26 protein-coding genes are annotated in these 22,264 nt (G+C 37.3%); 20 read left to right on the forward strand and 6 right to left on the reverse strand.

Features of this window, described 5'->3' with window-relative positions:
• Positions 1–244 precede the first annotated feature (244 nt).
• The 3 genes from COE25_RS05865 to COE25_RS05875 all read left to right on the forward strand — a co-directional run bounded on the left by COE25_RS05865 (position 245) and on the right by COE25_RS05875 (position 3,635).
• Positions 245–1,738 carry a lmo1851 family serine protease gene (locus tag COE25_RS05865; protein WP_483861190.1) on the forward strand — a complete coding sequence of 498 codons (1,494 nt, stop codon included), beginning with the start codon at positions 245–247 and terminating at the stop codon, positions 1,736–1,738.
• Between the two features lie 75 nt (positions 1,739–1,813).
• Entirely contained in the window at positions 1,814–2,728 is a 915-nt protein-coding gene (locus COE25_RS05870; protein WP_098931986.1) for a CobW family GTP-binding protein, read from the forward strand.
• A gap of 85 nt (positions 2,729–2,813) precedes the next feature.
• A complete protein-coding gene (locus tag COE25_RS05875) occupies positions 2,814–3,635 on the forward strand; it encodes a hypothetical protein (protein WP_088088660.1) in 822 nt (273 codons plus the stop codon).
• A gap of 64 nt (positions 3,636–3,699) precedes the next feature.
• Here COE25_RS05875 and COE25_RS05880 read toward each other — a convergent pair whose 3' ends face one another.
• Complete coding sequence (locus tag COE25_RS05880) at positions 3,700–3,945, reverse strand: DNA alkylation repair protein (protein ID WP_088088659.1); 246 nt, start codon at positions 3,943–3,945, stop codon at positions 3,700–3,702.
• A 99-nt stretch (positions 3,946–4,044) separates the two neighbouring features.
• Between COE25_RS05880 and COE25_RS05885 the strand changes: the two genes are divergently transcribed.
• Together COE25_RS05885 and COE25_RS05890 are read left to right on the forward strand one after the other, a co-directional pair.
• Positions 4,045–4,323 (forward strand): hypothetical protein, encoded by a 279-nt coding sequence (locus tag COE25_RS05885; protein WP_098931801.1) that lies wholly within the window; start codon positions 4,045–4,047, stop codon positions 4,321–4,323.
• 12 nt (positions 4,324–4,335) lie between these two features.
• Positions 4,336–4,794, forward strand: a complete 459-nt coding sequence (locus COE25_RS05890; protein WP_098931803.1) for a FixH family protein — start codon at positions 4,336–4,338, stop codon at positions 4,792–4,794.
• Positions 4,795–4,838: 44 nt separating this feature from the next.
• On the opposite strand, the gene COE25_RS05895 is transcribed toward COE25_RS05890, so the two are convergent.
• Positions 4,839–5,324, reverse strand: a complete 486-nt coding sequence (locus COE25_RS05895) for an Hsp20/alpha crystallin family protein (protein ID WP_306298960.1) — start codon at positions 5,322–5,324, stop codon at positions 4,839–4,841.
• Between the two features lie 183 nt (positions 5,325–5,507).
• Between COE25_RS05895 and COE25_RS05900 the strand changes: the two genes are divergently transcribed.
• Together COE25_RS05900 and COE25_RS30540 are read left to right on the forward strand one after the other, a co-directional pair.
• On the forward strand, positions 5,508–6,278 hold the full coding sequence (locus tag COE25_RS05900) for an SDR family oxidoreductase (protein WP_098931806.1): 771 nt from the start codon (positions 5,508–5,510) through the stop codon (positions 6,276–6,278).
• A gap of 91 nt (positions 6,279–6,369) precedes the next feature.
• A complete protein-coding gene (locus tag COE25_RS30540; protein WP_179195904.1) occupies positions 6,370–6,528 on the forward strand; it encodes a hypothetical protein in 159 nt (52 codons plus the stop codon).
• Between the two features lie 60 nt (positions 6,529–6,588).
• Here the strand turns inward: COE25_RS30540 and COE25_RS05905 are convergent, their stop codons facing one another.
• Together COE25_RS05905 and COE25_RS05910 are read right to left on the reverse strand one after the other, a co-directional pair.
• On the reverse strand, positions 6,589–7,149 hold the full coding sequence (locus tag COE25_RS05905; RefSeq protein WP_098931808.1) for a GNAT family N-acetyltransferase: 561 nt from the start codon (positions 7,147–7,149) through the stop codon (positions 6,589–6,591).
• 303 nt (positions 7,150–7,452) lie between these two features.
• Positions 7,453–8,580 carry an amidohydrolase gene (locus COE25_RS05910; RefSeq protein WP_098931811.1) on the reverse strand — a complete coding sequence of 376 codons (1,128 nt, stop codon included), beginning with the start codon at positions 8,578–8,580 and terminating at the stop codon, positions 7,453–7,455.
• Positions 8,581–8,750: 170 nt separating this feature from the next.
• On the opposite strand from COE25_RS05910, the gene COE25_RS05915 reads away from it, so the two are divergent.
• The 6 genes from COE25_RS05915 (at position 8,751) to dapF (ending at position 13,006) form a co-directional block, all read left to right on the forward strand.
• Positions 8,751–9,074, forward strand: a complete 324-nt coding sequence (locus tag COE25_RS05915; protein WP_088088653.1) for a DUF4870 domain-containing protein — start codon at positions 8,751–8,753, stop codon at positions 9,072–9,074.
• 102 nt (positions 9,075–9,176) lie between these two features.
• Positions 9,177–9,374 (forward strand): PLD nuclease N-terminal domain-containing protein, encoded by a 198-nt coding sequence (locus COE25_RS05920; protein ID WP_088088652.1) that lies wholly within the window; start codon positions 9,177–9,179, stop codon positions 9,372–9,374.
• Positions 9,374–10,282: an ABC transporter ATP-binding protein gene (locus tag COE25_RS05925; RefSeq protein WP_098931813.1), complete on the forward strand. Its 909-nt coding sequence runs from the start codon at positions 9,374–9,376 to the stop codon at positions 10,280–10,282. The genes COE25_RS05920 and COE25_RS05925 overlap by 1 nt, the downstream gene beginning before the upstream one ends.
• Positions 10,279–11,058 (forward strand): ABC transporter permease, encoded by a 780-nt coding sequence (locus COE25_RS05930; RefSeq protein WP_098931815.1) that lies wholly within the window; start codon positions 10,279–10,281, stop codon positions 11,056–11,058. The genes COE25_RS05925 and COE25_RS05930 overlap by 4 nt, the downstream gene beginning before the upstream one ends.
• 108 nt (positions 11,059–11,166) lie before the next feature.
• Positions 11,167–11,943, forward strand: coding sequence for a hypothetical protein (locus COE25_RS05935; protein WP_088088649.1), 777 nt, complete (start codon positions 11,167–11,169; stop codon positions 11,941–11,943).
• Between the two features lie 79 nt (positions 11,944–12,022).
• On the forward strand, positions 12,023–13,006 hold the full coding sequence (gene dapF / locus COE25_RS05940; protein ID WP_088088648.1) for a diaminopimelate epimerase: 984 nt from the start codon (positions 12,023–12,025) through the stop codon (positions 13,004–13,006).
• Positions 13,007–13,013: 7 nt separating this feature from the next.
• On the opposite strand, the gene COE25_RS05945 is transcribed toward dapF, so the two are convergent.
• Positions 13,014–14,855, reverse strand: a complete 1,842-nt coding sequence (locus COE25_RS05945; RefSeq protein WP_098931817.1) for a DNA ligase D — start codon at positions 14,853–14,855, stop codon at positions 13,014–13,016.
• A gap of 131 nt (positions 14,856–14,986) precedes the next feature.
• On the opposite strand from COE25_RS05945, the gene ku reads away from it, so the two are divergent.
• The 4 genes from ku to COE25_RS05965 all read left to right on the forward strand — a co-directional run bounded on the left by ku (position 14,987) and on the right by COE25_RS05965 (position 17,821).
• Entirely contained in the window at positions 14,987–15,817 is an 831-nt protein-coding gene (ku, locus tag COE25_RS05950; protein WP_088088646.1) for a non-homologous end joining protein Ku, read from the forward strand.
• 120 nt (positions 15,818–15,937) lie between these two features.
• Positions 15,938–16,903, forward strand: coding sequence for a nucleoside hydrolase (locus tag COE25_RS05955; RefSeq protein ID WP_098931820.1), 966 nt, complete (start codon positions 15,938–15,940; stop codon positions 16,901–16,903).
• Positions 16,904–17,228: 325 nt separating this feature from the next.
• Positions 17,229–17,429, forward strand: coding sequence for a cold-shock protein CspD (gene cspD / locus COE25_RS05960; RefSeq protein WP_088088644.1), 201 nt, complete (start codon positions 17,229–17,231; stop codon positions 17,427–17,429).
• Positions 17,430–17,617: 188 nt separating this feature from the next.
• Positions 17,618–17,821: a cold-shock protein gene (locus tag COE25_RS05965; protein ID WP_179195903.1), complete on the forward strand. Its 204-nt coding sequence runs from the start codon at positions 17,618–17,620 to the stop codon at positions 17,819–17,821.
• A gap of 42 nt (positions 17,822–17,863) precedes the next feature.
• Here COE25_RS05965 and COE25_RS05970 read toward each other — a convergent pair whose 3' ends face one another.
• Complete coding sequence (locus COE25_RS05970; RefSeq protein WP_098931988.1) at positions 17,864–18,157, reverse strand: DUF6509 family protein; 294 nt, start codon at positions 18,155–18,157, stop codon at positions 17,864–17,866.
• Between the two features lie 565 nt (positions 18,158–18,722).
• On the opposite strand from COE25_RS05970, the gene COE25_RS05975 reads away from it, so the two are divergent.
• Genes COE25_RS05975 through COE25_RS05985 form a run of 3 tightly spaced genes read left to right on the forward strand, consistent with a single transcriptional unit; the run spans position 18,723 to position 22,262 of the window.
• Positions 18,723–19,475, forward strand: a complete 753-nt coding sequence (locus COE25_RS05975) for a DeoR/GlpR family DNA-binding transcription regulator (RefSeq protein WP_098931822.1) — start codon at positions 18,723–18,725, stop codon at positions 19,473–19,475.
• Positions 19,472–20,386 (forward strand): 1-phosphofructokinase, encoded by a 915-nt coding sequence (gene pfkB / locus COE25_RS05980; RefSeq protein WP_098931824.1) that lies wholly within the window; start codon positions 19,472–19,474, stop codon positions 20,384–20,386. Before COE25_RS05975 ends, pfkB begins: the two co-directional genes overlap by 4 nt.
• A gap of 13 nt (positions 20,387–20,399) precedes the next feature.
• Entirely contained in the window at positions 20,400–22,262 is a 1,863-nt protein-coding gene (locus COE25_RS05985) for a PTS fructose transporter subunit IIABC (protein WP_088088641.1), read from the forward strand.
• The last annotated feature ends 2 nt before the right edge of the window (positions 22,263–22,264 follow it).

Consider the following 22,264-nt stretch of genomic DNA (forward strand, 5'->3'; position numbering starts at 1 on the left):
AATAAACGGCACTTACCATTTGGTAGGTGCTTTTATTGTGAAAATTTATTTGTGATCTTATTATAATTTCATTAACTTTTCTTTGTTAATTTTATACGAAAGATGTTATTCTAATCACTAAGGGTTATTTTTTAAAAGTATCTGATAATAGCTTTTGAAAATTTGGAAATCCATCTAGCACCTAATAAGAAAATTTTCGCTGGATTATTTCTTATTTTTATGGTTAATGAAAGTGGTGAAGGATTTGAAAGACGAGAAAATAGAACAGATAAAAGCGGAAGAAGCAAACGTTGAACAAGAGCAAGGATCAGCAAACAAATCAGGACACATTCGTTTAAAAAAATTCCATTTTATCATGCTGTTGTTTATGGTTGTGTTTCTATCTGCGGGAATTACAGCGTTTGCACTAGCATTTGGAGAAGAAAAGGTCGTTACAGTTGGAACAGAAAGACCAGAATTTGATAAACTCTATGAAGCATATGATACATTGAAAAGTGGTTATTTTAAGGATATTGATCAAAAAAAGGTCATTAATGGTGCAATAAATGGGATGGTGGAGTCGCTGGATGATCCCTATTCAGACTATATGAGTAATGAAGAAGCAGAAAGCTTTCATGGCAGCATTTCTTCATCTTTTGAAGGGATTGGCGCTGAAATTCAGGAAAAGGATGGGCACATCGTGATTGTGTCTCCCATAAAAGGATCTCCTGCGGAAAAAGCTGGCTTAAAACCAAATGACATGATCATGTCCGTAAATGGAAAAAGCCTCCAAGGGATGAATTCTACTCAAGCAGTAACACTGATTCGTGGGAAAAAGGGTACAAAGGTTGAGTTGTCTGTCCAACGCCCTGGTACAGCAGCTCCAATGACTGTGCCAATTATCCGCGATGAGATACCAATTGAAACTGTTTATGGTGAAATGGTGGGAGACGGGATTGCTAAAGTTCAAATTACGAGCTTTTCCAGTAATACGTCTAAGGAGCTAGTTGAGACCTTGAATGACTTGAATAAGAAAGGAATGAAGGGGCTAGTATTAGACTTGCGTCAAAATCCAGGAGGTTTATTGGACCAAGCCATCTCGATTTCGAGCATGTTCGTTCCAAAAGGGAAACTTATTTTAAAAGTAGAAGACCGAAATGGAAAGATTAAGGAATATCCTTCTCAAAATGAAGGGAACCCAAATCTTCCTTTGGTTGTTTTAATTGATAAAGGTAGTGCAAGTGCATCAGAAATACTTGCTGCAGCTGTAAAAGAATCTGCTGGTGTTAAGCTAGTCGGAGAGAAGTCTTTTGGTAAGGGAACAGTCCAGACTGCTTCTGACTTCAAGGATGGCTCAAATCTTAAATTCACCACGGCGAAATGGTTGACACCGAACGGGAATTGGATTCATAAAAAGGGGATAAATCCTGATGTAGCTGTAGCCCTGCCTGAATATGCAACTCTAACAATTATTAATCCCGATAAGGAACTGAAACTATCTACATCATCTACGGAAGTTCAAACTGCCCAAAAAATGCTCAAAGCGATTGGTTTTGATCCAGGTCGGACAGATGGATTTTTTGATCAAAAGACAAAAGATGCTGTTACTGCCTTCCAAAAAGCTCAAAAACTCCCAGTCAATGGTGTTTTAAAAGGTGATTCCACCATGAAACTAATGGAGTTATTAAGGGACAAAATAAAAACAAGTGATACACAAATGCAAGAAGCGATTAAAGTATTAAAGGGAACAATGAAATAAAAAAAGTAACCCGACTCCCCGGAGTTGGGTCATTTTTTTAGAGTACAATTAATGACCATTGGAAGGGAATTGAGGATGAAAAAAGCTGAGGTTTATATTTTATCAGGATTTTTGGGAAGCGGGAAAACCACCCTTTTAAAACGATTGTTAGAAGATGAACAAAGGTTAGGAAGAAAAATAGCTGTCATGATGAACGAACTAGGTAAGGTTTCCATAGACTCTGATGCAGTTGAGGGTGAGGATGTTTCCTTAAAAGAATTGTTGGGAGGATGTATTTGCTGCTCCATCCAAGACAAACTTGAAGCCCAGTTGCAAGGATTATTATTAGATGAAAAACCAGAAGTGATATATATCGAAACAACCGGTGCTGCCCACCCTGTGGAGGTTTTGGATGCGATCCTTTCCCCATTGTTTGCAGATAAATTATTGATTAAAGGCATCCTAACGACAGTCGATGGCAAGAGATGGATGGAAAGAAAATCCTTAAGTCCCCAGCTCCAGCAATTGATTCTTGAGCAAGTAAGGCATGCTGACTTCATTATTATTAACAAAATGGATGAATTAAAAGAGAGTGAGCAAGCAAAGATAATATTCGAGATTCAATCCATTAATTCAAATGCAAGATGCCTTCTTACTAATTATTCACAGGTGTCAATTGAACAGCTGAGAAAGCTTTCTGTATCCTTTGAAAAGGAAAAGAAAGAGTCACAACGAGTAACTATAAATTTAACGACATTTGTTTATCAATTTAAAACTGCTATTAGCCATGCTGAATTTGAGAATTTCTTAAAACATTTACCAGATACAATTTACCGTATAAAGGGCTATGTTAAGTTTGATCATTCGGACCTGCCTTTTTTATTTCAGTTTTCTTATGGCATGCCGATTTATCTAAAAGAAGACATGAATATGCGATTAAACCTTGTGTTTATTGGTGAAGGTATAAATTGGAATGGGGTTGAAACACAATTAAAAAATCTTGAAAAGTAAGAAAAATACCATGATTGAATGAATGATAATTTCCTCTTCAGGTAACTCTTTTAATGTAGCAAGTTTTTTGTAAAAGGAGGATACGATGAAGAGGGTAGTCATTTTTTTAATGTTAATTCATATCCTCCTAAATGGCCAAGGGGTAAAAGCAGCATCAACAATCAGCTATAAAATTGAGATGTTAAATTGGAAAGAAGTTAATCAAATCCTGCCAAAGTACACAAAATTTACGGTAATGGACGTGGAAACGGGAAGAAAGTTCAAGGTGCAACGACGAGCGGGAAGCCACCATGCGGATGTACAGCCATTAACCACAAAAGACACGAAGGTAATGAAAAGAATATACGGGGGTAAATGGAGTTGGAAACGCCGAGCTATTATTGTTATTCATAAGGATCAATGGATAGCGGGCTCGATGCATGGAATGCCGCATGGTGCTGGAGCATTAGCGAATAGCTTTCCAGGTCACTTTTGTATTCATTTTTATGGTAGTACCACTCATCGCACCAACTCAATGGACTTATCACATATGCTCATGGTTTTGAAGGCTTCTGGCAAATTAAATCAGTATTTAGGAAAGGCGAATCCCTATGAGGTCATAAATGCCTATGTTGCAGGATTGAAGCAGCAGGATGTCCAGATTACTTCCCAAGCTTCTTTACAAAAAATAAACTGGAAGCCGATTTTAGGGAATGTAGAAAGTGTTAGAATTTCTCGAATGGAGCTTTTGCCAGCAGAGGATTTAACCGAGGAAATTAGTTTAGATGTCCCCATCGAAATTGATTGGTTTATAAAAAACAGAGGCGGACAATCCTTTAGAGGGGATATTCATCTGGTAAGATTTTCACCAATTGATGCTTGGAAAGTGGATTCAAAGGATTTTCTAAAAGAAAATAATCTTCACTAAACAAAAAAACATCCTAATTACGGGACAACCCAATAATTAGGATGTTTTTATGTAAAGAAGAAGACTATATCGGCTGTTCGCCAAATTTGATAAACGTACGTTCATCCTCAATTAAACCACAGGCACCGCATTGGACTCGAATTTCTGGTCCATTGTAAGGGAGGTGGAAGGGTTCTAAATCATTTTCACCATATTCTCGGATTACTGCTCCCGATTGAGGGTCAAGTTTAACAGATTGGGAAACTTGTTGAATAACATTAAAGCGGCTCCGATTCGTTTTGCAATTTGGACATTTATAAGGGGTAGACATAAGGTTTCTCCTTTCTTTGACTTGTTAAATTGTATTTTTTGCAATAGTGTCAGTAAATATGTAACAATGCAAGTGTAGACATAAAAGAGGAGGGATTGTTTGTCGAAAGAAAGAGTGTCCTTCGATGAATTACTAGAGGAATATCGGCAGATTTGGAATAATCGTATACTAGAAACAGAAGGAAAAGGTAGTGAGGTGACTCTAGTTGAAGCGATAAAAAGAGAGCTTCAAGATGAAAACTCACACCCGAGGATCCGGAAAAACAAGTATGAGAAATACTATTCTGCAATCAAAAGAGTGATTAATTCTACGAGTTCTCTAGAAGCCAAGCTATTGTTAATTAAAATTCATAATGAAGTAATGGAAGAATTAAGTTAGGAGAGAGGAACCTTGAAAAAGCTTTTCGTTTTTTTGGTGACTGTTCTATGTTTAAGTATTGTTATTTCGTGCAGTAATAAAAAAGAACAAGCCGATAATCTACCGCAAATGGTAGAAGTAGAGTTATCTATTAACCCGGACCCAGGCAAAATGAATCAACCGATTTCATTTGAAGCGAAGGTTACTCAGGGGAATGATCAAGTGAAGGATGCTGAGGTTATTTTTGAGATCTGGCGTGCAAAGGATGACAAGCATGAAAAGGTAGAAATTAAGCATGCTGAAAAAGGAATATATCGCTTAGAAAGATCCTTCTCACAAGAAGGTACTTATTATATCATTTCTCACGTTACAGCAAGAGATATGCATAATATGCCTAAAAAAGAATTTACCATTGGGACCCCAAGTGCACCTGAGGATCCCAACACCAAAAACTCTATGGATGGTATGAAGATGGAAGATGAAGGTCATTAAATCTAAAGGACAGAAAAATTGGCTGTCCTTTACTCTAATGACGTTCATGAGATTTCAGTAACATCAATTTGAGAAAACTGCATATCAACATTTTTGGGGATTTTCACCTCAAGCATATGATCCTTGAAGGTAGCAGTTGCCCCCTTCTTTTTTACAATTGCAGGAAGGATGATCGTGTGTTTATCTTCATGTTGTGGAATATGCTCAACAATTAGTTGATTAGCTGTATGAAAAATACGGAGCTGTTTAACCCATTCCTCTTTTTTGATTGGAATTCTAACATACACAAAATCATGGGTCTCAAAGGCCGTTGAATTCAATATACTCCTCGTTGGCTCCTGCGGGGATACTGACGATTGGAAACCCTTAAACATCTCTTGAGGGTTCATCACACCTTTCATGTTAGCGGGCATGATTTTCCCCATAATATCCTGAACATAGTTATTGATTTCTTCAGGCTTCATTTTTGTTATCTTATCCTTCAAATCGTTATCAAAAGGAAATTTATCCCAAGGGAACAATGATCTCATCCTTTCCACCTTTTGTAGCTATCTTATCCTATGCCAATTTTTGCCCATTCGTTATTAAAACTTACATCCTTTACAGAGGAACAAGTTTTCACTATAGAGATGGAACTAAAATTTGCATAAATAATTGTTTCTTTTTAACATATAGTTAAGAGAGAAATTCTAAACATTGAGAGGTAATGATTTGTGAAAAAGAAAACGGCTTTGATTACGGGGGGAGCTTCGGGTATTGGCAAAAAAACTGCTTTATATCTCGCGGAAAATGGGTATCAGCTAGTCATTAACTATCGTAATAGTAAAGCAGAAGCTATTTCTTTAGCAAACCAATTGACTAAATATTATGGAACGCATAACATTGCGATTCAAGGTGATGTCTCGAACATGGAGGATTGTATCCGAATTGTCGATGAAGCCCTTGCTGTATTTTCAACCGTGGATGTTTTAGTTCATAATGCAGGTCCATACATACATGAAAGAAAGAAGCTGACAGACTATTCCTTCGATGAATGGAACTATATATTACAAGGGAACTTAAGTGCTGTATTTTATTTGTCAAAACTTATTATTCCTTCGATGCGAAACCAAAAATGGGGAAGAATTATTACAATCGGATATGACCGAGTCGAAACCGCACCAGGTTGGATATTTCGTTCTGCGTTTGCTGCAGCGAAGACAGGAGTAGCGTCACTTACAAGAACAATTGCAATTGAAGAAGCAGAACATGGGATAACCGCTAATATGGTTTGTCCGGGTGATATAATAAATGAATGGAAAGACAGTAATATCGGGGATGCTATAGCTGCAATGGGTGATAGCCCTATTGGAAGGCAAGGAACAGGAGAAGATATTGCCAGAGTAATTGCCTTCCTTACGGATGAAAAATCCGATTTAATTACTGGGAGTATAATACCTGTCACAGGTGGACTAAACGTATTAGGTAAAGTACTTAAGAATTAGTATAATTTTTTGAACTATTTGATTTTCAGGAATGAAAACAGCTTCTTTTGTGGACAATAGAAAATAATCATCTATGAAAGGAGCAAAGAAAATGAGTTTTAACATGAACAGAATTAACCCTAATCAAACCCAAGTATTTTTTCATGATGGCCGCTTTGAAACATTGACGAATGAGGAATTAGATGAATTTTTGCTCCAAATGGGTCTTAATGACGTAAACGAAAGCATGGAACAAAATTTAACGGAATAATAAGAAGACTTCTTTCCTTGAAAACTAAATAAAAACAATCGGCGAGGGCCGATTGTTTTTTTATGCCTCCAGCAATTGTGAATCGTCTGATTGAACAGCACCGTTTCGCATAAGGTAAAAGGTGTATTGATCCTTTGGAATCTCAAATAAATCATATACTTCGCCATTAGCGTTTAATTGCTCATAAATAGATTTTCTACTTTCATTTGCTTTTATTACATAAGGAAGTTTTTCAGCAGCTTTTATTGAACGAATATTAACCTTGCGGATTCGCATAAAAACTGTCTCAATTCCCGTTTCATAAAAAAGTTCTTGAAAAAAAGCATCCTTAGCCGGGCTATTATAACCCTTGCCATGGTAGGGCTTGCCAAGCCATGTTCCTAAAAAACCAGCGTTGTCCTCAATATCAAATAGATTAATTGTTCCGATAGGCGCTCCCCATTCATCGAGAATGGTCCGTGAAATTAGTTCACCGCGTTCTTCGGATTCTATGGTTTGTTTTGTCATAAATAAAAATTCTTCATAAGAATCAGCTTTTTGGCGTACAAAAGGGAAGACATCAGGGTGCGTCATTAATTCGTACAATGTGTGGCTGTCATGAAGATCACGTTTTTTAAGCATGAAAATCCCTCCATTAGGGCATTCCGATCCCATGTCAAAAGAAGCGGTCCACCCTCGAAATTTTTTATAAAGTTACTAAAAAATTTCGGGGTGGGAATCGAACCCACTAGAACCAGTAAAACTGGTGGCGCACCATTTGCCTTCCCTATATCATTTTTTTGTTAACAAATTGTGTTCGTAAACCCCCAAAGTATTCAGGTCTAAAACATTTCACTTAGAGTATAATACAAGAAAAAAGCCAAAAAATAAATAGGTTTTTTGTGTATTTTTCGATAATATTTTTTACCAATTTTCAACATTAATCTATCTTTCTTGATAGATCATTTCACCGCCAATCATCGTCCACTTTGGCTTTGCTAAGTAATGGAATGGGTGATGGCTCCAAAGCACTAAATCTGCATCCTTACCCTCTTGGATACTTCCGACGGTATTGTCTATTTTTAAATTTTTGGCTGGTAATATGGTGATTCCTTCTAGTGCTTTTTGCTCGGATAATCCTTCTCGTACAGCAAGGCTCGCACAAATATTCAAGTATTGAATTGGTGTATAAGGATGGTCGGTAATAATTGATACTTCAACACCATGATTCGTCAGTTCTTGATAGGTTTTCCACGTTTTATTTTTTAATTCTACCTTGGATCTTCGTGTCAATGTAGGTCCTACAGAAACCTTTAAACCCATTCCAGATAATTCACTGGCTATTAAATGCCCTTCAGTACAGTGCTCAATACGTAAATCCAGATTAAACTCTTCTGCAAAACGAAGCGCTGAAATAATATCGTCCGCACGATGAGCATGAATTCTTACGGGAATTTCTCTTTTTAAGGCCTTCACGATAGGAGTAATTCTAGGCTCCTCGGGATTATCCGCATGGATGGCTTTGTAGAAGGCTTCTCTTAGCATCCCCATAATCCCCATCCGTGTAATGGAATCATTATTCCCATGGCTATGAATTCTTTTTGGATTTTCCCCTAGGGCTATTTTTAAGCCTGAAACTTCTTGAATAATCATTTTTTTTATATTTTTACCAGTAGTTTTAATGACTGAAGTTGTTCCGCCAATGACGTTGGCGCTTCCCGGCATGACATGGACAGTTGTAATGCCGCTTTTGACGGCATCAGAGAACGCTGGGTCCAATGGATAAACACCATCAATTGCCCGAATATGGGGCGTGAGGGCTTCGACTGTTTCATTTGCATCATTCCCAGCCCAGCCCGTTCCTTCATCATAAAGACCTAAGTGAGTATGAACATCAATAAAGCCAGGTAAAAGAAATAAATCCTCACAATCGATTATTTTTACTTTTAAGTCTGTCGTTAAATTTTTCCCTAATTTTTTAATTTTTCCTGCTTCAATTAGGACATCACAGTGATGGATTGGTTCTGATGAAATTGGATATACCTTTGCGTTTTTTAAAAGTATTTTTGTCATAATAAAACCTTTCTGCACGTTGATAATAGTTATTTTATCAATTTTACCAATTTACGTGCCTAGGGAGAAGTTTGACCCCATAAATTTTTTTAAAGATAACGAAACCTTTTAAAAGCACTGCCGTAAATATTAATGAATGTAAAAAATATATTCCAATGGGGGAATAGAAAATGGTTAATCAAGATGAAAGGTTGTTTGCTGCTGGTATTTATGTGTTAAGTATATTTTTCCCAGTTATCGCACCGCTAGTTATCTGGTTAATAAAAAAGGATGAGTCATCATTCATTGATTATCACGGCAGGGAATATTTTAACTTTTTGATTTCCTATACAGTTTACTTTTTTGTTAGCGGATTATTAACACTCATCTTAATTGGTTTTGTAGCACTAGCGATATTAGGCGTAATGCTCTTTGTATTCACCATTATTGCAGCAATCAAAGCCTTTGAAGGAAATGAATATCGATTTCCTTTAATTTTTAGGCTAATTAAATAATCTTGAGAAATATACCCGGCAAAAAATTTGTCGGGTTATAAAGGGTTTTTTGGGATAAATGTTAAATAAAGTAATTTAGAAGAAACCAAGGGAGGGAAGTTCATGGATGCGCTGGTAAATAATCTACCTATAATAGCTCCAATCCTTATAATTCAACTAATATTAATAATCGTAGCGATTATTGATTTAGTACGAATCGAAAATACAAATGGGCCAAAATGGTTATGGGCACTCATTATATTATTCATTAACATTATTGGACCGATTCTTTATTTCGTGATTGGAAGGAAGAGTAACTGATGTCTCTTATCCAAATTAATCATTTAAAAAAGAGCTTTCAAGGGACGGAAGTGATTAAAGGGATTGATTTTCAATTAAGAAAAGGGAAATGCATCGCTCTTTTAGGTCCGAATGGGGCAGGGAAGACAACCACGTTAAAGATGCTTTCTGGTCTAATGGAACCGACGGAAGGGACGATCATTTTTACTGATGCAAAAAAAGGAGAGGACAACCGCAGATTAATCGGATACCTCCCGCAATTTCCAGTGTTTTACGAATGGATGTCGGGACTTGAATTTTTGGCCTATGCAGGCAGATTAGCTGGTTTGGGTCGTAAGGAAGCGAAGGAGCGTTCCTTAGAGCTTTTAAGATTGGTAGGAATATTGGATGCTAAAAATCGAAGGGTAGCAAAATATTCAGGCGGGATGAAACAGCGCCTAGGAATTGCCCAAGCCCTTATTCATCGTCCGCAGCTTATTATGCTTGATGAGCCCGTTTCTGCTTTGGACCCGATCGGAAGAAGAGAAGTATTGGATCTGCTTGAGGGGTTAAAAGAGGAAACCACTATTCTATTCTCCACCCATATTCTCAATGATGCGGAAGAAGTATGTGATGAGATTTTATTCTTGCATAATGGAAAAATTGTGGAATCAGGAACAATGGAAGAGCTTCGGGAACGACATCAACAGCCAAAAATCGATTTGTTTTTTAAAGGAAAGTCTGGAGAGTTTGCTGACATATTTTCTAATCATGAACTTACTCTCTCCACAAATGTAGAAGGGAATAGGGTTAGTGTTTTTGTATCGAACGTCGTGCTTGCAAGACAGGCATTTCTGAGGTTGATTTCGGAACAAAACATGCCCCTAGAAAGATTTGAAATAAGCAGTATGACCCTTGAAGATGTGTTTATGATGGTGGTGGGGAAATGAACCAGTGGCTGACATTGTTCCAAAAAGAAATATTAGAAATGTGGAGGAATTTCAAATGGATTTGGGTACCGATTACCTTTATATTATTAGGGGTGTCAAAACCAATAACAACATATTATACTCCGCAAATAATAAAATCATTTGGCGACTTGCCAGAAGGAGCTGTTATTGATATTCCCCCGCCAAGTGCAGCTGAGGTGTTCATACAAGCTCTAAGTCAATATTCATCACTAGGTGTATTAATTATCGTCCTATCAACAATGGGAATCATTGCTGCTGAAAGAAAAAGCGGGGTTGCTGCAATGATTTTAGTAAAACCTGTTTCTTATTTATCCTTTGTTACAGCTAAGTGGGCTGGTGGCATTTTATTATTGTGGTTCTCTCTTTTTATTGGCTCCATTGCAACTTGGTATTATACGGGAATTTTATTTGCCTGGATACCGGCAGGAGACCTTATCCAATCATTACTTCTATATGGACTTTGGCTTACTGTGGTTTTAACATTAACGGTCTTTTTCAGTGCTTCACTTATGACCCCAGGAATTGCCGGATTTCTATCTATAGCTATCGTTATTATATTCAATATAATCAGCAGTACGTTTTCTACTTGGCTGGAATGGAGCCCAGCCCAATTAACCAGCTATGCAAACGAGGTGCTATTGTCAAAGACAGTTCCTGAACAGGCACTCTCGACTAGTCTAATTGCATTCGCATGCATCATAGTCCTCCTAGGGTTTAGTGTAGTTATTTTTAGAAAAAAAGAGCTAGCCTCTTAACAAAGTCATATCATCCCTTCTTTTTGTTCTTTAATCGAAATCTCCTATCATTTTTTAGTCGAATAGTAAATAAACTAAGACTAGAGGAATTGATAAGGAGTTTTCTAGATGAAAATAAATGAATATTACCGGGATACGGCTCATTTGAACTTAAATGGTAGTATTGCTGCTCTGATTCCAGCTGTTATGATAGTTGCTGGCAATCTTTCTATTATTAAAAACAAAGAAATAATGATCTTAACTATACCTTTCCTGATTTATAGCTTGATTTGTTTTCAAATCTATCTTTTTAGAATTAGGCAGTCGATATCCATTGACAGAAATATGGCAAATTCAAAGCGCATTAGGGAGTCTTTATTTGAAACACAACATTTACTTGTCTTATTTCTGAACACAAACTCCCCACGCCTGCTACTCTATTTTCCTGACGGGCATCTAGCGGGGATGATTAAAAGGTTTCATAACCAGGGCTTAAAGAAGCTTAGGATTTCGAAAATTTATGCTCTCTATAATTTGGATAGCGAGGCCATCGGATATTTTAAGGTTACTGGCAAAAAGATTGAGGTATTTGACCATAAAAGGCATTATTTAGGCTGCTTTGAAAAAAGGAAACTAGATTGGAGAACAAAAAAGAAGGAATTACTAGATTCGAAGGGCAGGTTTATTGGTGCTGTAGAAGGGTCATCTACTTTTATGGATGAGCAAGTAATAAACAAAAATGACCTTCCGGACGGACGGCTTCGCAGGGGATGGATGCCGGTTGAATGGAGTCCACTGTTTCCAGAACCTAATACACCAGTCCTCTCACTAAGGGAGACTTTATCAGAGGAGGACAAGCTTCTCCGAATGTCATTTATTGTTAACGAATATTTTATCGAAAGATAGAAGTACCGACAGTTTCCCTCATGAACATTGAGTGATATGATAAATAAAACATGTTTATCAATTTTGTGGGGGTTTTACGATGCAAATCAATTTAATTAAAGGCCATGGTTCGGGAAATGACTTTCTAATAATCGACGAAAAATCGAATGGATATGCTTTTACGGAAAGTGAACGAGCGGACCTCGCAAAGTTATTATGTAACCGTCAATCCGATTTGGGTGCTGATGGGATTCTTTTCGTTATGCAAAGCGAAAACGCAGATGGTAGAATGCGTGTATTTAACTCTGACGGGTCAGAAGCTTCAATGTGTGGAAATGGACTGCGTCTTGTGGCTAGATATGTTTGCGAACATCTAGGGCGAAATAGCGCTGTGATCGAAACGATGAAAGCCAATCTGAAGGTAAGCAAACAAAACGACCTTTTACAAGATATCCACACCTACCAAGTGGAAATTTCACCGGTGCTGTTTGAATTAAAAGCCCTCCCATTAAATTTAAATAAACCAACTCTTTACAATGAAAGAATTGAAAAACTTTCAGGGGATTTAAGGTTCACAGCTCTTGCAGTACCGAATCCGCATTTAATCGCCATTGTTGAAGCGGAACAGCTCAAAGGTGACCTCCAAAAACAACTTAGTGAAAAGGTGAATGGTCCCAATAATTTGTTTCCTGACGGCGTCAATGTAAGTTTTGTTAAACACTTGCAACCTGGTTCAATTTATGTCAGAACCTTTGAACGTGGTGTTGGTTTTACGAATGCCTGTGGTACTGCAATGTCTGCCTCCACGCTAGTCACTTGTTTACAAGAATTAAATGAGTTCGAAAAAGTTGTTAATGTCTATAATAATGGTGGAAGAGTCCAGTGTGTAGTCCACGAAAGCGAGGGGAAATACACAATTGACTTGATCGGAAATGCTACCTATCTTTATAATGCGACAGTCAATGTTGATCTCGAGCAAAGAGCGTTTACTGTCACTTCGAAATCGGAATTGATGGAACAGACTTCTTATGAGAAGTTACAATCAGAAGCAAAAAGGTATCTCGAAGACGGTATAAAAGGATAGGGCCCTCCTATCCTTTTTTTGTGCCTTTTTTTAGGATCTCTAAGACAGGTGCAAACGCCTGGATTGATTTTGTTTGAAAGTAATTTGAAAAGGGATCACCTTGCTGGCGAATTCGCTTGATCGCATTTTCCATGTTAAACGATACTAGCTCGAGCTTTTCATTTACTTCCTCCCAATAAAGGGGGGTGGCAACACCTGCATGTTCGTTTCCTCGCATCGAATAGGGTGCAACAATCGTTTTTCCTTCGCTATGTTGCACATAGTCAACGTATAGCCTGTTCCCCCGCTTTTTTTTCATCCTCTCAATCGTGAAGGAGTCAGGATCCTTGGAAATTAAATACTCAGCGACAAAGCTTGTAAATAACCTGGTTTCATCGTAAGAATATTCATTTTCGGGTAGCGGGATGTAGATTTGCAGCCCCTTGTTCCCAGAGGTTTTAATAAAACCTATTAAATTTAATTGATCGAGGACTTCTTTGATTAGAAGTGCTGCTTTTATCGCCAATTGAAAGTGGCCGATGGAAGGCGGGTCTAAGTCAAAGACAATTTCACTGGGTCCCTTGCTATGAATGGTTTGAAATGGCACGTGAAACTCAATCGCTAATTGGTTACCAAGCCAAACGAGTGTTTTAAGATTATTGCAAAGAATATAGTCAATCCCCTCGGCTGAATGTGTCTGCACAAATTCAGGCGCATAATCTGGACAGTTTTTTTGATAGAATGCTTCTCCGAACATCCCGTGTGGAAAGCGGATGACTGTTAATAAGCGGTCTTTTAATAAAGGCAGCATATACGGTGATATTTCTCGTAAGTACAGGATATAATCGGCTTTCCGTATGGAAAGTTTTTCCCAAAGAGGTTTATCAGGATGGGTAATATCTAAGTCTTCTGGCAGGTTCTTTTGTGCAAAAATAAAACGATCGTATGTACATAAGGATGGTTCTAAATCAAAGCGAAACCTATCAAAATGGGGCTCACGCAGCTGATTTTCATAGAGTTCTAAATATTTTACTTCTATACAAATGGCAGGTTCAACAATAATCATTTGTGCATCTTCACGGAGCATATTTTGTTTAATTGTCTGTTGCAAAGCTTGTTTTTCCTCCGGTTTAAAGCCGAAAAGTACCTGGCCGATAGGATGGATCTTATTTTCCTTATAGACACTTACGTAAAAATAACCATTTGTTTTATCATAAGCATTAATAAAACAGCTTACATATTTCCAATTTTTATATTTCAACCATTGTAAGGAACGTTTTCCTTCTTCCCATAGACTATTCTTGTGTTTAGCAATAATTCCTTCCCCATCATTTAAAACAACTTTTTCCCATAACAAATCAAAATCATCATGAGCCTGGACAAGCTGAAGTAATTGTTCATCATAGGGGTCAGCCTCCAATTCCAATCCGATTTTTTGAAACAGTTTGATGAGTTCCTTCTTCCGTTTATGGAAAACAAGAGAATGTAATGCTTTTCCGGTCATCACAAGCACATCAAATATCATCAAGCGGCATGGAGACTTGCTAGCTTGTTCTATAATTTTTCGTTCCGATTTTAATCGGCCTCGGACTTGAATCATTGAGAAATTAGCTTTATGCGTGTTTTCTAATGAAACGAGCTCCCCATCTAATTGAAGAGGTATGTAGGGTTTGAATTGTTTTTCATGTTTTAACAAAAATTCCCTTATTTCTGGAAATTGGGAGAGAAGTGACTTTCCGTTCCTGCTAGTCAGTTTAATTCCTTGTGAATCCCATTCCAAAATAGTGCGAAATCCATCATATTTAACTTCATAGAACCAATCAGGATGAACTGGTAGATCAAATGTAAGACTTGGCAGCATCGGTTTCATCGTAATAATGTCCCTTCTTTTTTAGTTTATTTTGTTTAATTATCGTCGATTTCATCCTTTTCCAATTGTTTTTAGGAATGTGATTGTTTTGGTGACGTACAATATTAACAAAAAGATTGGAGAATTTAACGATGCATACGATGTGGAAGGGCAGTATTAGCTTTGGACTTGTAAACATTCCCATCAAGCTCCATACGGCGACAGAAGATAAAGATATAAAGCTCCGGACCCTGCATAACAAATGTCATGCCCCGATTAAATATGAAAAAGTTTGTTCTGTATGTGAGGAAGAAGTGAAGCCAGAGGATATCGTTAAGGCATATGAATATACAAAAGGGAAGTTTGTTGTCCTTGATAATGAAGAACTCGAAAAGTTAAGAAAAGAAAACGAAGAGAAAGCGGTCGAAATTATTGATTTTGTAAAAATGGAACAAATTGATCCGATCTATTATGATAGAAGCTACTATATGTCTCCCAGTGAGGGGGGCGGAAAAGCCTATTCCTTGCTTCGAAAGGCATTGATGGAGTCTCAAAAAGTTGGACTTGCCAAAATCATCATTCGATCAAAGGAGCAATTAGCCGTTATACGGGTATATGAAAATGTCTTAGTCATGGAAACAATTCATTATCCTGATGAAGTTCGTAAAGCCGGTGATGTACCTAGTGTACCTTCAGAAGACAAAGTGACGAAAAGAGAATTAGACACTGCTATCTTACTGATTGATCAATTAACAACAGATTTTGAGCCGGAAAAATACACTGATGAATATCGGACTGCATTGTTGGAATTGATTGAGTCTAAAAGAAGTGGACAAGAAACTGTATCAGCCGCAACGAAGGAAGTAGCGTCAAATGTCACTGACTTAATGGCAGCATTACAGGCATCAATTGATCGCACAAAACCCAAAAAAGCGGCAGCTCCTAGAAAGAAAGCAGCAACAAGAGTCAAAAAGGAAGCATAATCTAAGAAATTTGCTAACGACCGATTCGAATTCTCTCGGATCGGTTTTTCATGTTCTTTCAACCATTTTCTTTGCATAATTTTAATAAATATAGAAAATTGGAATAATGGAGGAGAGGCTATGGCTTATAATGTGCTCATGATTGCTGATCCTGGTATCGATGATTCGTTTGCCATCATGTATGCCTTACTTAATCCGAAAATAAACCTAGTTGGTATTGTCAGTGGGTATGGAAATACACCGAAAGAAAAATCGGTTAAGAATACAGCCTACCTGTTAACTTTAGGTGGGAGAGAAGATATTCCAATCATAGCAGGTGCAGCAGGACCAATATCAGGTGAATCAATTGTGTTTTACCCTGAGATACATGGCAAAGAGGGATTAGGACCAATCAAGCTGCCAGATACGATCCAGAATGTAAAAGTTTATGATATTAACAAAATTCTTGAAATTGTTACTCAATATAAAGGAAACCTTGTGATTGTTTCTGTCGGAAGATTGACTGAGTTAGCATTGATGTTTATCTTATATGGGGATGACGCATTAAAGGGAGTAAACTCATTTTATATTATGGGAGGGGCTTTTTTGGTCCCTGGAAATATTTCTGCTGAAGCTGAGGCGAATTTTTATGTGGATCCAATTGCGGCAGATACCGTTATGGAAAAAGCTCATAATATTCATCTTTTTCCTCTAAACATAACGAATAAAGCACTCATTACTCCTGATATTATTGACTTTCTTAGCAAAAATAGCCCGACACCCTTTAAACCATTATTAAAACCAGCCTTTGATTATTACTATAAAGCCTATCAGAAGAATGTGCCTGGAATTAAAGGTGCACCACTACATGATGTGGTCCCGTTAATGGCATTAACGGAACCGGGTTTCGTAAAATATATCCCGAGAAGAGTAAGAGTGGAGGAATTTGGTAATGCCAAAGGCAAAAGCATCGCTGATTTTCGACCAAAACCTGATAAAGAACCGGTTCATACTCTTGATTACATTGGCATGGAAGCGGATTTACAGAAATTTGTCGTCAATTTCATGGAAATATTTTTACAAGGTAATTTCAAAAAAGAGCTATGAACTCAATTTGGGGTTCATTGCTCTTGGAATACAATTCACCCCCAAAGTAAAAAATCTGATTGCTGGTGAGTGATAGGAAACTATTATATTTTTAACTGATATATATTCTCTGAATTTCCTAGTTTTTGAAATTTTGTTGACTGAATAGCCGAAATGAGATAAAATAAAGGTACGCTTTTAAGTTAGTTAAATATTTATTGGTTTAAGTAGTCGTAACTGCACGAAAATGTGGGTGATGTCTATTGCCCAAACGTGTTAGTGCGTCTTTTTTATTTTTTTAAATGTAGGATAAATTAAAAGTGAACTATATTTTGGGGGTTTTTCCATGAACAACGGTAAAGTTAAATGGTTTAATGCAGAAAAAGGATTTGGATTTATTGAAGCTGAAGGCGGTCAAGACGTATTCGTACACTTCTCAGCTATCCAATCAGAAGGCTTCAAAACTTTAGAAGAGGGCCAATCAGTTTCTTTTGAAATCGTTGAAGGCGCTCGCGGACCACAAGCTTCTAACGTTAAAACAGTTTAATTCTTTTAAAAAAAGGTGATGCACCATGATTAAGCATCACCTTTTATATATATGATTTATGCACAATTAGAATGGTTTGAAAGTCAACAGGATACTGCTAAATGATGTATTTGATATTTTCCATATTATTTAGCTAGCAAACTAAGTATTTAAAAACAGTCATGCACTAATTACAAGGGGTGATCGTTTTGGCGTTTGGTAGAAAAAATGATGAGGAAATCAAATTAGAAGAAACTAAAATTTGGGTATGTAGTTCAGAGACTTGTAAATGCTGGATTCGCGACAATTTTAAAAGCACTGATGTGCCACTATGTCCGATCTGCAAAAGTGAAATGACTGAAAGTACTAAAGAATTGCAAGTAATTCACAATCATAGTAAGAATTTTATGTGATCAAATTGTCGGCAGGGAGGTTTCATTCTCCCTGCCTTTTTATTATTCTTTTGCGTTATCTTTACAATAGGCAAGGACCAGTTCTTCTTCATCCTTTTCCAGATCAAAGTCAAGCACCTTTTCGCTCCCTTGTTCATAAAGATAAAAGTTGGTTATTTTGTCACCATTTTCGTCGCTGACGAAAATGGCCCTTAGGCCAATTCCTTTATCCGAATAAAGCTCATCCTCTTCATCTACATCAAGATCTAAGAAAAACTCATATCGGTCACCTGATAATAAACCGAATGGATCTTCCAATTTTTCAACTGAGTGTCCAGTAATGTTCAAGTGTATCATCCTCTTCAAATTATTCATCCTAATTATTATACACATATTTAAATCAACAAGAAAAACTAGAAGTAGCACTGTTATTAATATTTTTCTCGAATAGTGTTAATTTTACATAATAATTTCAAATCAATTTGAAATAAATGTGAATAATTCCATAAATGGGATTATTATATTGCAGGAATAAGGTAATATATATCTGTAAAAAAACAAATGGGTTTATAGGAAAAGTGAGTAACAGGTTATAAATATTCATGTGAATTGTTTCACAAGTAAGGAGAGAGAATTGATGACAACAACGACAGTGCCAATACATATTCAGTTACAGCCGTTAAGTCTGTATCAATAAAGAACATGCAAAAACCGCCAGAAATTTTTTCTAGCGGTTTTTTATATTATTATAAACACGATAAAACGTCGAGTTTTTTGAAAGAATATGTAAGGAAGAGAAGAAAATTCAAATAACGTTCAAAATCATTCAATTTATGAATGAATTTGAAAGAAAATGATTGATTTTTGCAATCGTTTTCAGTATTATGTACTTAAGAAGAATAAAAAAATAGGTGGTGATGACTTGTTAACACCAGAACGTCATCGAATTATACTACAATTGTTAAAAGATAAAAATGTTATTAAAATCAATGAAATTATGGAGTTAACCGAGTCTTCGGAGTCAACAATTCGAAGAGACCTCTCTTTGCTAGAAGACCAAAAATTTCTAAAGAGGATCCATGGAGGTGCCTCAAGATTACAGGGGAAACTTCAAGAACCAAGTATGATTGAGAAATCCTCCAAAAACCTTCAAGAAAAACGATTGGTTGCTCAATTTGCAGCGAATTTAGTGGAGGAAGGTGATTGTATTTATCTTGATGCGGGGTCCACTGTGATTGAAATGATTGAATTCTTGCCATTAAAGGAAATCGTTGTTGTCACGAATGGATTAATGCATTTAAAGCCACTATTAGATAAAGGCATATCGACCTATTTAATTGGCGGTTTGGCGAAGCCGAATACAAATGCTTTCATCGGAAGGGGAGCCTTCTTAGGCTTAGACCTCTACCGTTTTGATAAATGTTTCATAGGTGTTAATGGCATCCATCCACAATTTGGATTTACAACTCCAGACCAGGAGGAAGCAATGGTGAAGCAAAAAGCAATGTCTCTTTCAAGAGAAACCTATGTTTTAGCAGATAATACAAAGTTTTCTGAAATCTCGTTTGCCAAAATTGCCGATATCCATGAAGCAACTATTATCACTAATGATGTAGATGACGAAACGCAGAAGCAATATATAAATAGAACAACAATAAAGGTAGTGACATCATGATATACACATTAACTTTAAACCCTTCAGTCGACTATATAGTCAAATTAGAGAGCTTTCAGCTAGGAGAATTAAATCGAACAGTAAATGAGGCGAAGTTTCCCGGTGGAAAAGGGATAAATGTCTCAACGGTATTAAACCAATTTGGTACCAAAAGTAAGGCACTTGGATTTATTGGTGGTTTTACTGGAGCTTATATTGAGCAATATCTTAATAATGAAAAAATTGATACAGACTTTGTTCAGGTTGATGAAGATACTCGAATCAATGTAAAGATTAAAACCAGTCAAGAGTCAGAAATTAATGCTATCGGTCCAAATATTTCAGAACAAAACTTCAAACTTCTTAAACAAAAAATTCACCAATTAGGAGCAGATGATCTATTAGTCCTAGCTGGAAGTATCCCCGCTAGCTTACCTAAAACAACCTATGAGGAATTAGTGAAAATTTGCAGTGAAAGTGGAGCAGAATTTGTTGTTGATGCTGAAGGTGATTTATTAAAAAAGGTTCTTCCTTATAGCCCATTTTTAATCAAACCGAATCATCATGAACTGGGGGAATTATTTGACACCACCATTGCTAGCCCAGATGAAGTCATCCCATATGGAAAAAGACTCGTGGATATGGGAGCGAAAAATGTAATTATTTCTCTTGCAGGCGCAGGAGCGGTACTGATAAATAACGGAATGACACTTTTTGCGGAAGTTCCAAAAGGGAAAGTGAAAAATTCAGTTGGGGCAGGGGACTCCATGGTCGCTGGTTTCCTGGCTGCCTACGTGCGGACCAGAAATACTGAAGAAGCATTTCGTTACAGTGTGGCATCAGGTAGTGCAACAGCCTTTTCACTAGGTTTATGTACTAAGGAAAAAGTAGAAGAACTCCTTCCACAAGTTCATATAAAAGAGATTCGTTAAGGGAGAGAAAACCATGAAAATTACTGAATTGTTATCAAAAAATACGATTCTTTTAAATATTGAAGGCAATCAAAAAGAAGCCACGATTAATCAACTGGTTGATGTTCTTTTTAATGCGGGGAAAATATCGGATCGTACTGAATTTAAAGCAGCGATTCTAAAGCGTGAAGAGCAAAGTACAACTGGAATTGGGGATGGGATCGCAATCCCGCATGCTAAAACAAAAGTAGTGAAAGAAGCCGCTATTGTCTTTGGTAAATCAGCTGCAGGTGTTGATTATGAATCATTGGACGGTAAACCGGCACATCTATTTTTTATGATTGCTGCTCCAGATGGTGCGAATAATACACATTTAGAAGCATTAGCTCGACTCTCTGGTTTGTTAATGAAAGCGGAAGTCCGATACGATCTTCTAAAGGCAACCACTCCTGAAGAAATCATTGACACCATTAACCGAAATGATAAAGAAGAAAAACAAGAAACAGTAACAATAAGTAAAAAGAATTCAATTGTTGCTGTTACAGGATGTCCAACTGGTATTGCACATACCTATATGGCCGCCGACTCCTTAAAAGCAAAAGCAGCTGAAATGGGTGTAGATATTAAGGTTGAAACCAATGGCTCTGGGGGCGCAAAAAATGTTCTCACAAAAGAGGAAATTGAAAATGCAACAGCAGTCATTATTGCTGCAGATATCAATGTGGAAATGGAACGATTCAACGGCAAGCATGTCATTCAAGCAGCAGTAGCAGAAGGAATTCGTCGCCCAGAACAATTAATTGACAAAGCGCTAAAGCAGGATGCACCTATTTTTCGAGGAAATGGCGGACAAAGTGAAAACGGATCTGATCAAAAAGGGTCACGTACAGGCTTTTATAAGCACCTAATGAATGGTGTTTCCAACATGCTTCCGTTTGTTGTCGGCGGTGGAATTCTAATTGCAATTTGTTTTATGTTTGGTTATAACTCCTTTAAGCCTGACGATCCATCTTATAACCAAATCTCAGAAGCATTAATGACGATTGGCGGCGGCAACGCATTTGGGCTTATTGTACCTGTTCTTGCAGGATTTATTGCCCTTAGTATTGCAGACCGTCCAGGTTTTGCTCCAGGTATGGTAGGCGGTATGATGGCAGCAAGTGGCGGAGCAGGCTTCCTTGGAGGCTTAGTTGCGGGTTTTCTCGCTGGTTATGTTGTCCTTCTTCTGAAAAAAGTATTTGCCGGACTGCCTAGATCTTTAGAAGGTATTAAAAGTATCTTATTATACCCTCTTTTTGGAATTGCCATTACAGGATTCATTATGCTTTATGTAGTGAATAAACCAGTTGCCTGGCTTAATGGAACAATTGCGGATTGGTTGACAGGACTTGGAACGGGTAATGCTGTACTATTAGGGATTGTGCTTGGACTGATGATGTCCTTTGATATGGGTGGTCCAGTGAATAAAGCAGCCTATGTATTTGGAACAGGTTTATTAGCAAGTGGTGTTTATGAGCCGATGGCAGCGATTATGGCTGCTGGTATGGTGCCACCGCTAGCAATTGCTCTTGCAACGACATTCTTCAAAAATAAATTTAATGACCAAGACAGAGATGCTGGTAAAGCGTGTTATGTAATGGGCTTATCCTTCATTACCGAAGGGGCAATCCCATTTGCAGCAGCAGACCCATTGCGTGTCATTCCTTCCGTTATGGCAGGCTCAGCCATCGCAGGTGCACTTTCAATGGCGTTCGGAATTGGTCTCCGTGCACCACACGGTGGAATATTTGTAGTCCCATTGGTTGAAAATGGTGCCCTTCTTTACGCACTAGCTATTTTAGTTGGATCAGTTGTATCAGCACTATTAATCGGTTTCTTAAAAAAACCAGTGAAATAATT

It is taken from the genome of Bacillus sp. AFS031507 (assembly GCF_002584635.1).
GTDB lineage: Bacteria > Bacillota > Bacilli > Bacillales > Cytobacillaceae > Neobacillus.

Excerpts from the sequence above, each read along its gene's own strand:
- COE25_RS05870 (WP_098931986.1), top strand. The coding sequence starts at position 1,814 with ATGAAAAAAGCTGAGGTTTATATTTTATCAGGATTTTTGGGAAGCGGG.
- COE25_RS05875 (WP_088088660.1), top strand. The coding sequence starts at position 2,814 with ATGAAGAGGGTAGTCATTTTTTTAATGTTAATTCATATCCTCCTAAAT.
- COE25_RS05880 (WP_088088659.1), bottom strand. The coding sequence starts at position 3,945 with ATGTCTACCCCTTATAAATGTCCAAATTGCAAAACGAATCGGAGCCGC.
- COE25_RS05895 (WP_306298960.1), bottom strand. The coding sequence starts at position 5,324 with ATGAGATCATTGTTCCCTTGGGATAAATTTCCTTTTGATAACGATTTG.
- COE25_RS30540 (WP_179195904.1), top strand. The coding sequence starts at position 6,370 with ATGAGTTTTAACATGAACAGAATTAACCCTAATCAAACCCAAGTATTT.
- COE25_RS05905 (WP_098931808.1), bottom strand. The coding sequence starts at position 7,149 with ATGCTTAAAAAACGTGATCTTCATGACAGCCACACATTGTACGAATTA.
- COE25_RS05910 (WP_098931811.1), bottom strand. The coding sequence starts at position 8,580 with ATGACAAAAATACTTTTAAAAAACGCAAAGGTATATCCAATTTCATCA.
- COE25_RS05915 (WP_088088653.1), top strand. The coding sequence starts at position 8,751 with ATGGTTAATCAAGATGAAAGGTTGTTTGCTGCTGGTATTTATGTGTTA.
- COE25_RS05920 (WP_088088652.1), top strand. The coding sequence starts at position 9,177 with ATGGATGCGCTGGTAAATAATCTACCTATAATAGCTCCAATCCTTATA.
- COE25_RS05925 (WP_098931813.1), top strand. The coding sequence starts at position 9,374 with ATGTCTCTTATCCAAATTAATCATTTAAAAAAGAGCTTTCAAGGGACG.
- COE25_RS05930 (WP_098931815.1), top strand. The coding sequence starts at position 10,279 with ATGAACCAGTGGCTGACATTGTTCCAAAAAGAAATATTAGAAATGTGG.
- COE25_RS05935 (WP_088088649.1), top strand. The coding sequence starts at position 11,167 with ATGAAAATAAATGAATATTACCGGGATACGGCTCATTTGAACTTAAAT.
- dapF (WP_088088648.1), top strand. The coding sequence starts at position 12,023 with ATGCAAATCAATTTAATTAAAGGCCATGGTTCGGGAAATGACTTTCTA.
- COE25_RS05945 (WP_098931817.1), bottom strand. The coding sequence starts at position 14,855 with ATGAAACCGATGCTGCCAAGTCTTACATTTGATCTACCAGTTCATCCT.
- ku (WP_088088646.1), top strand. The coding sequence starts at position 14,987 with ATGCATACGATGTGGAAGGGCAGTATTAGCTTTGGACTTGTAAACATT.
- COE25_RS05955 (WP_098931820.1), top strand. The coding sequence starts at position 15,938 with ATGGCTTATAATGTGCTCATGATTGCTGATCCTGGTATCGATGATTCG.
- cspD (WP_088088644.1), top strand. The coding sequence starts at position 17,229 with ATGAACAACGGTAAAGTTAAATGGTTTAATGCAGAAAAAGGATTTGGA.
- COE25_RS05970 (WP_098931988.1), bottom strand. The coding sequence starts at position 18,157 with ATGATACACTTGAACATTACTGGACACTCAGTTGAAAAATTGGAAGAT.
- pfkB (WP_098931824.1), top strand. The coding sequence starts at position 19,472 with ATGATATACACATTAACTTTAAACCCTTCAGTCGACTATATAGTCAAA.
- COE25_RS05985 (WP_088088641.1), top strand. The coding sequence starts at position 20,400 with ATGAAAATTACTGAATTGTTATCAAAAAATACGATTCTTTTAAATATT.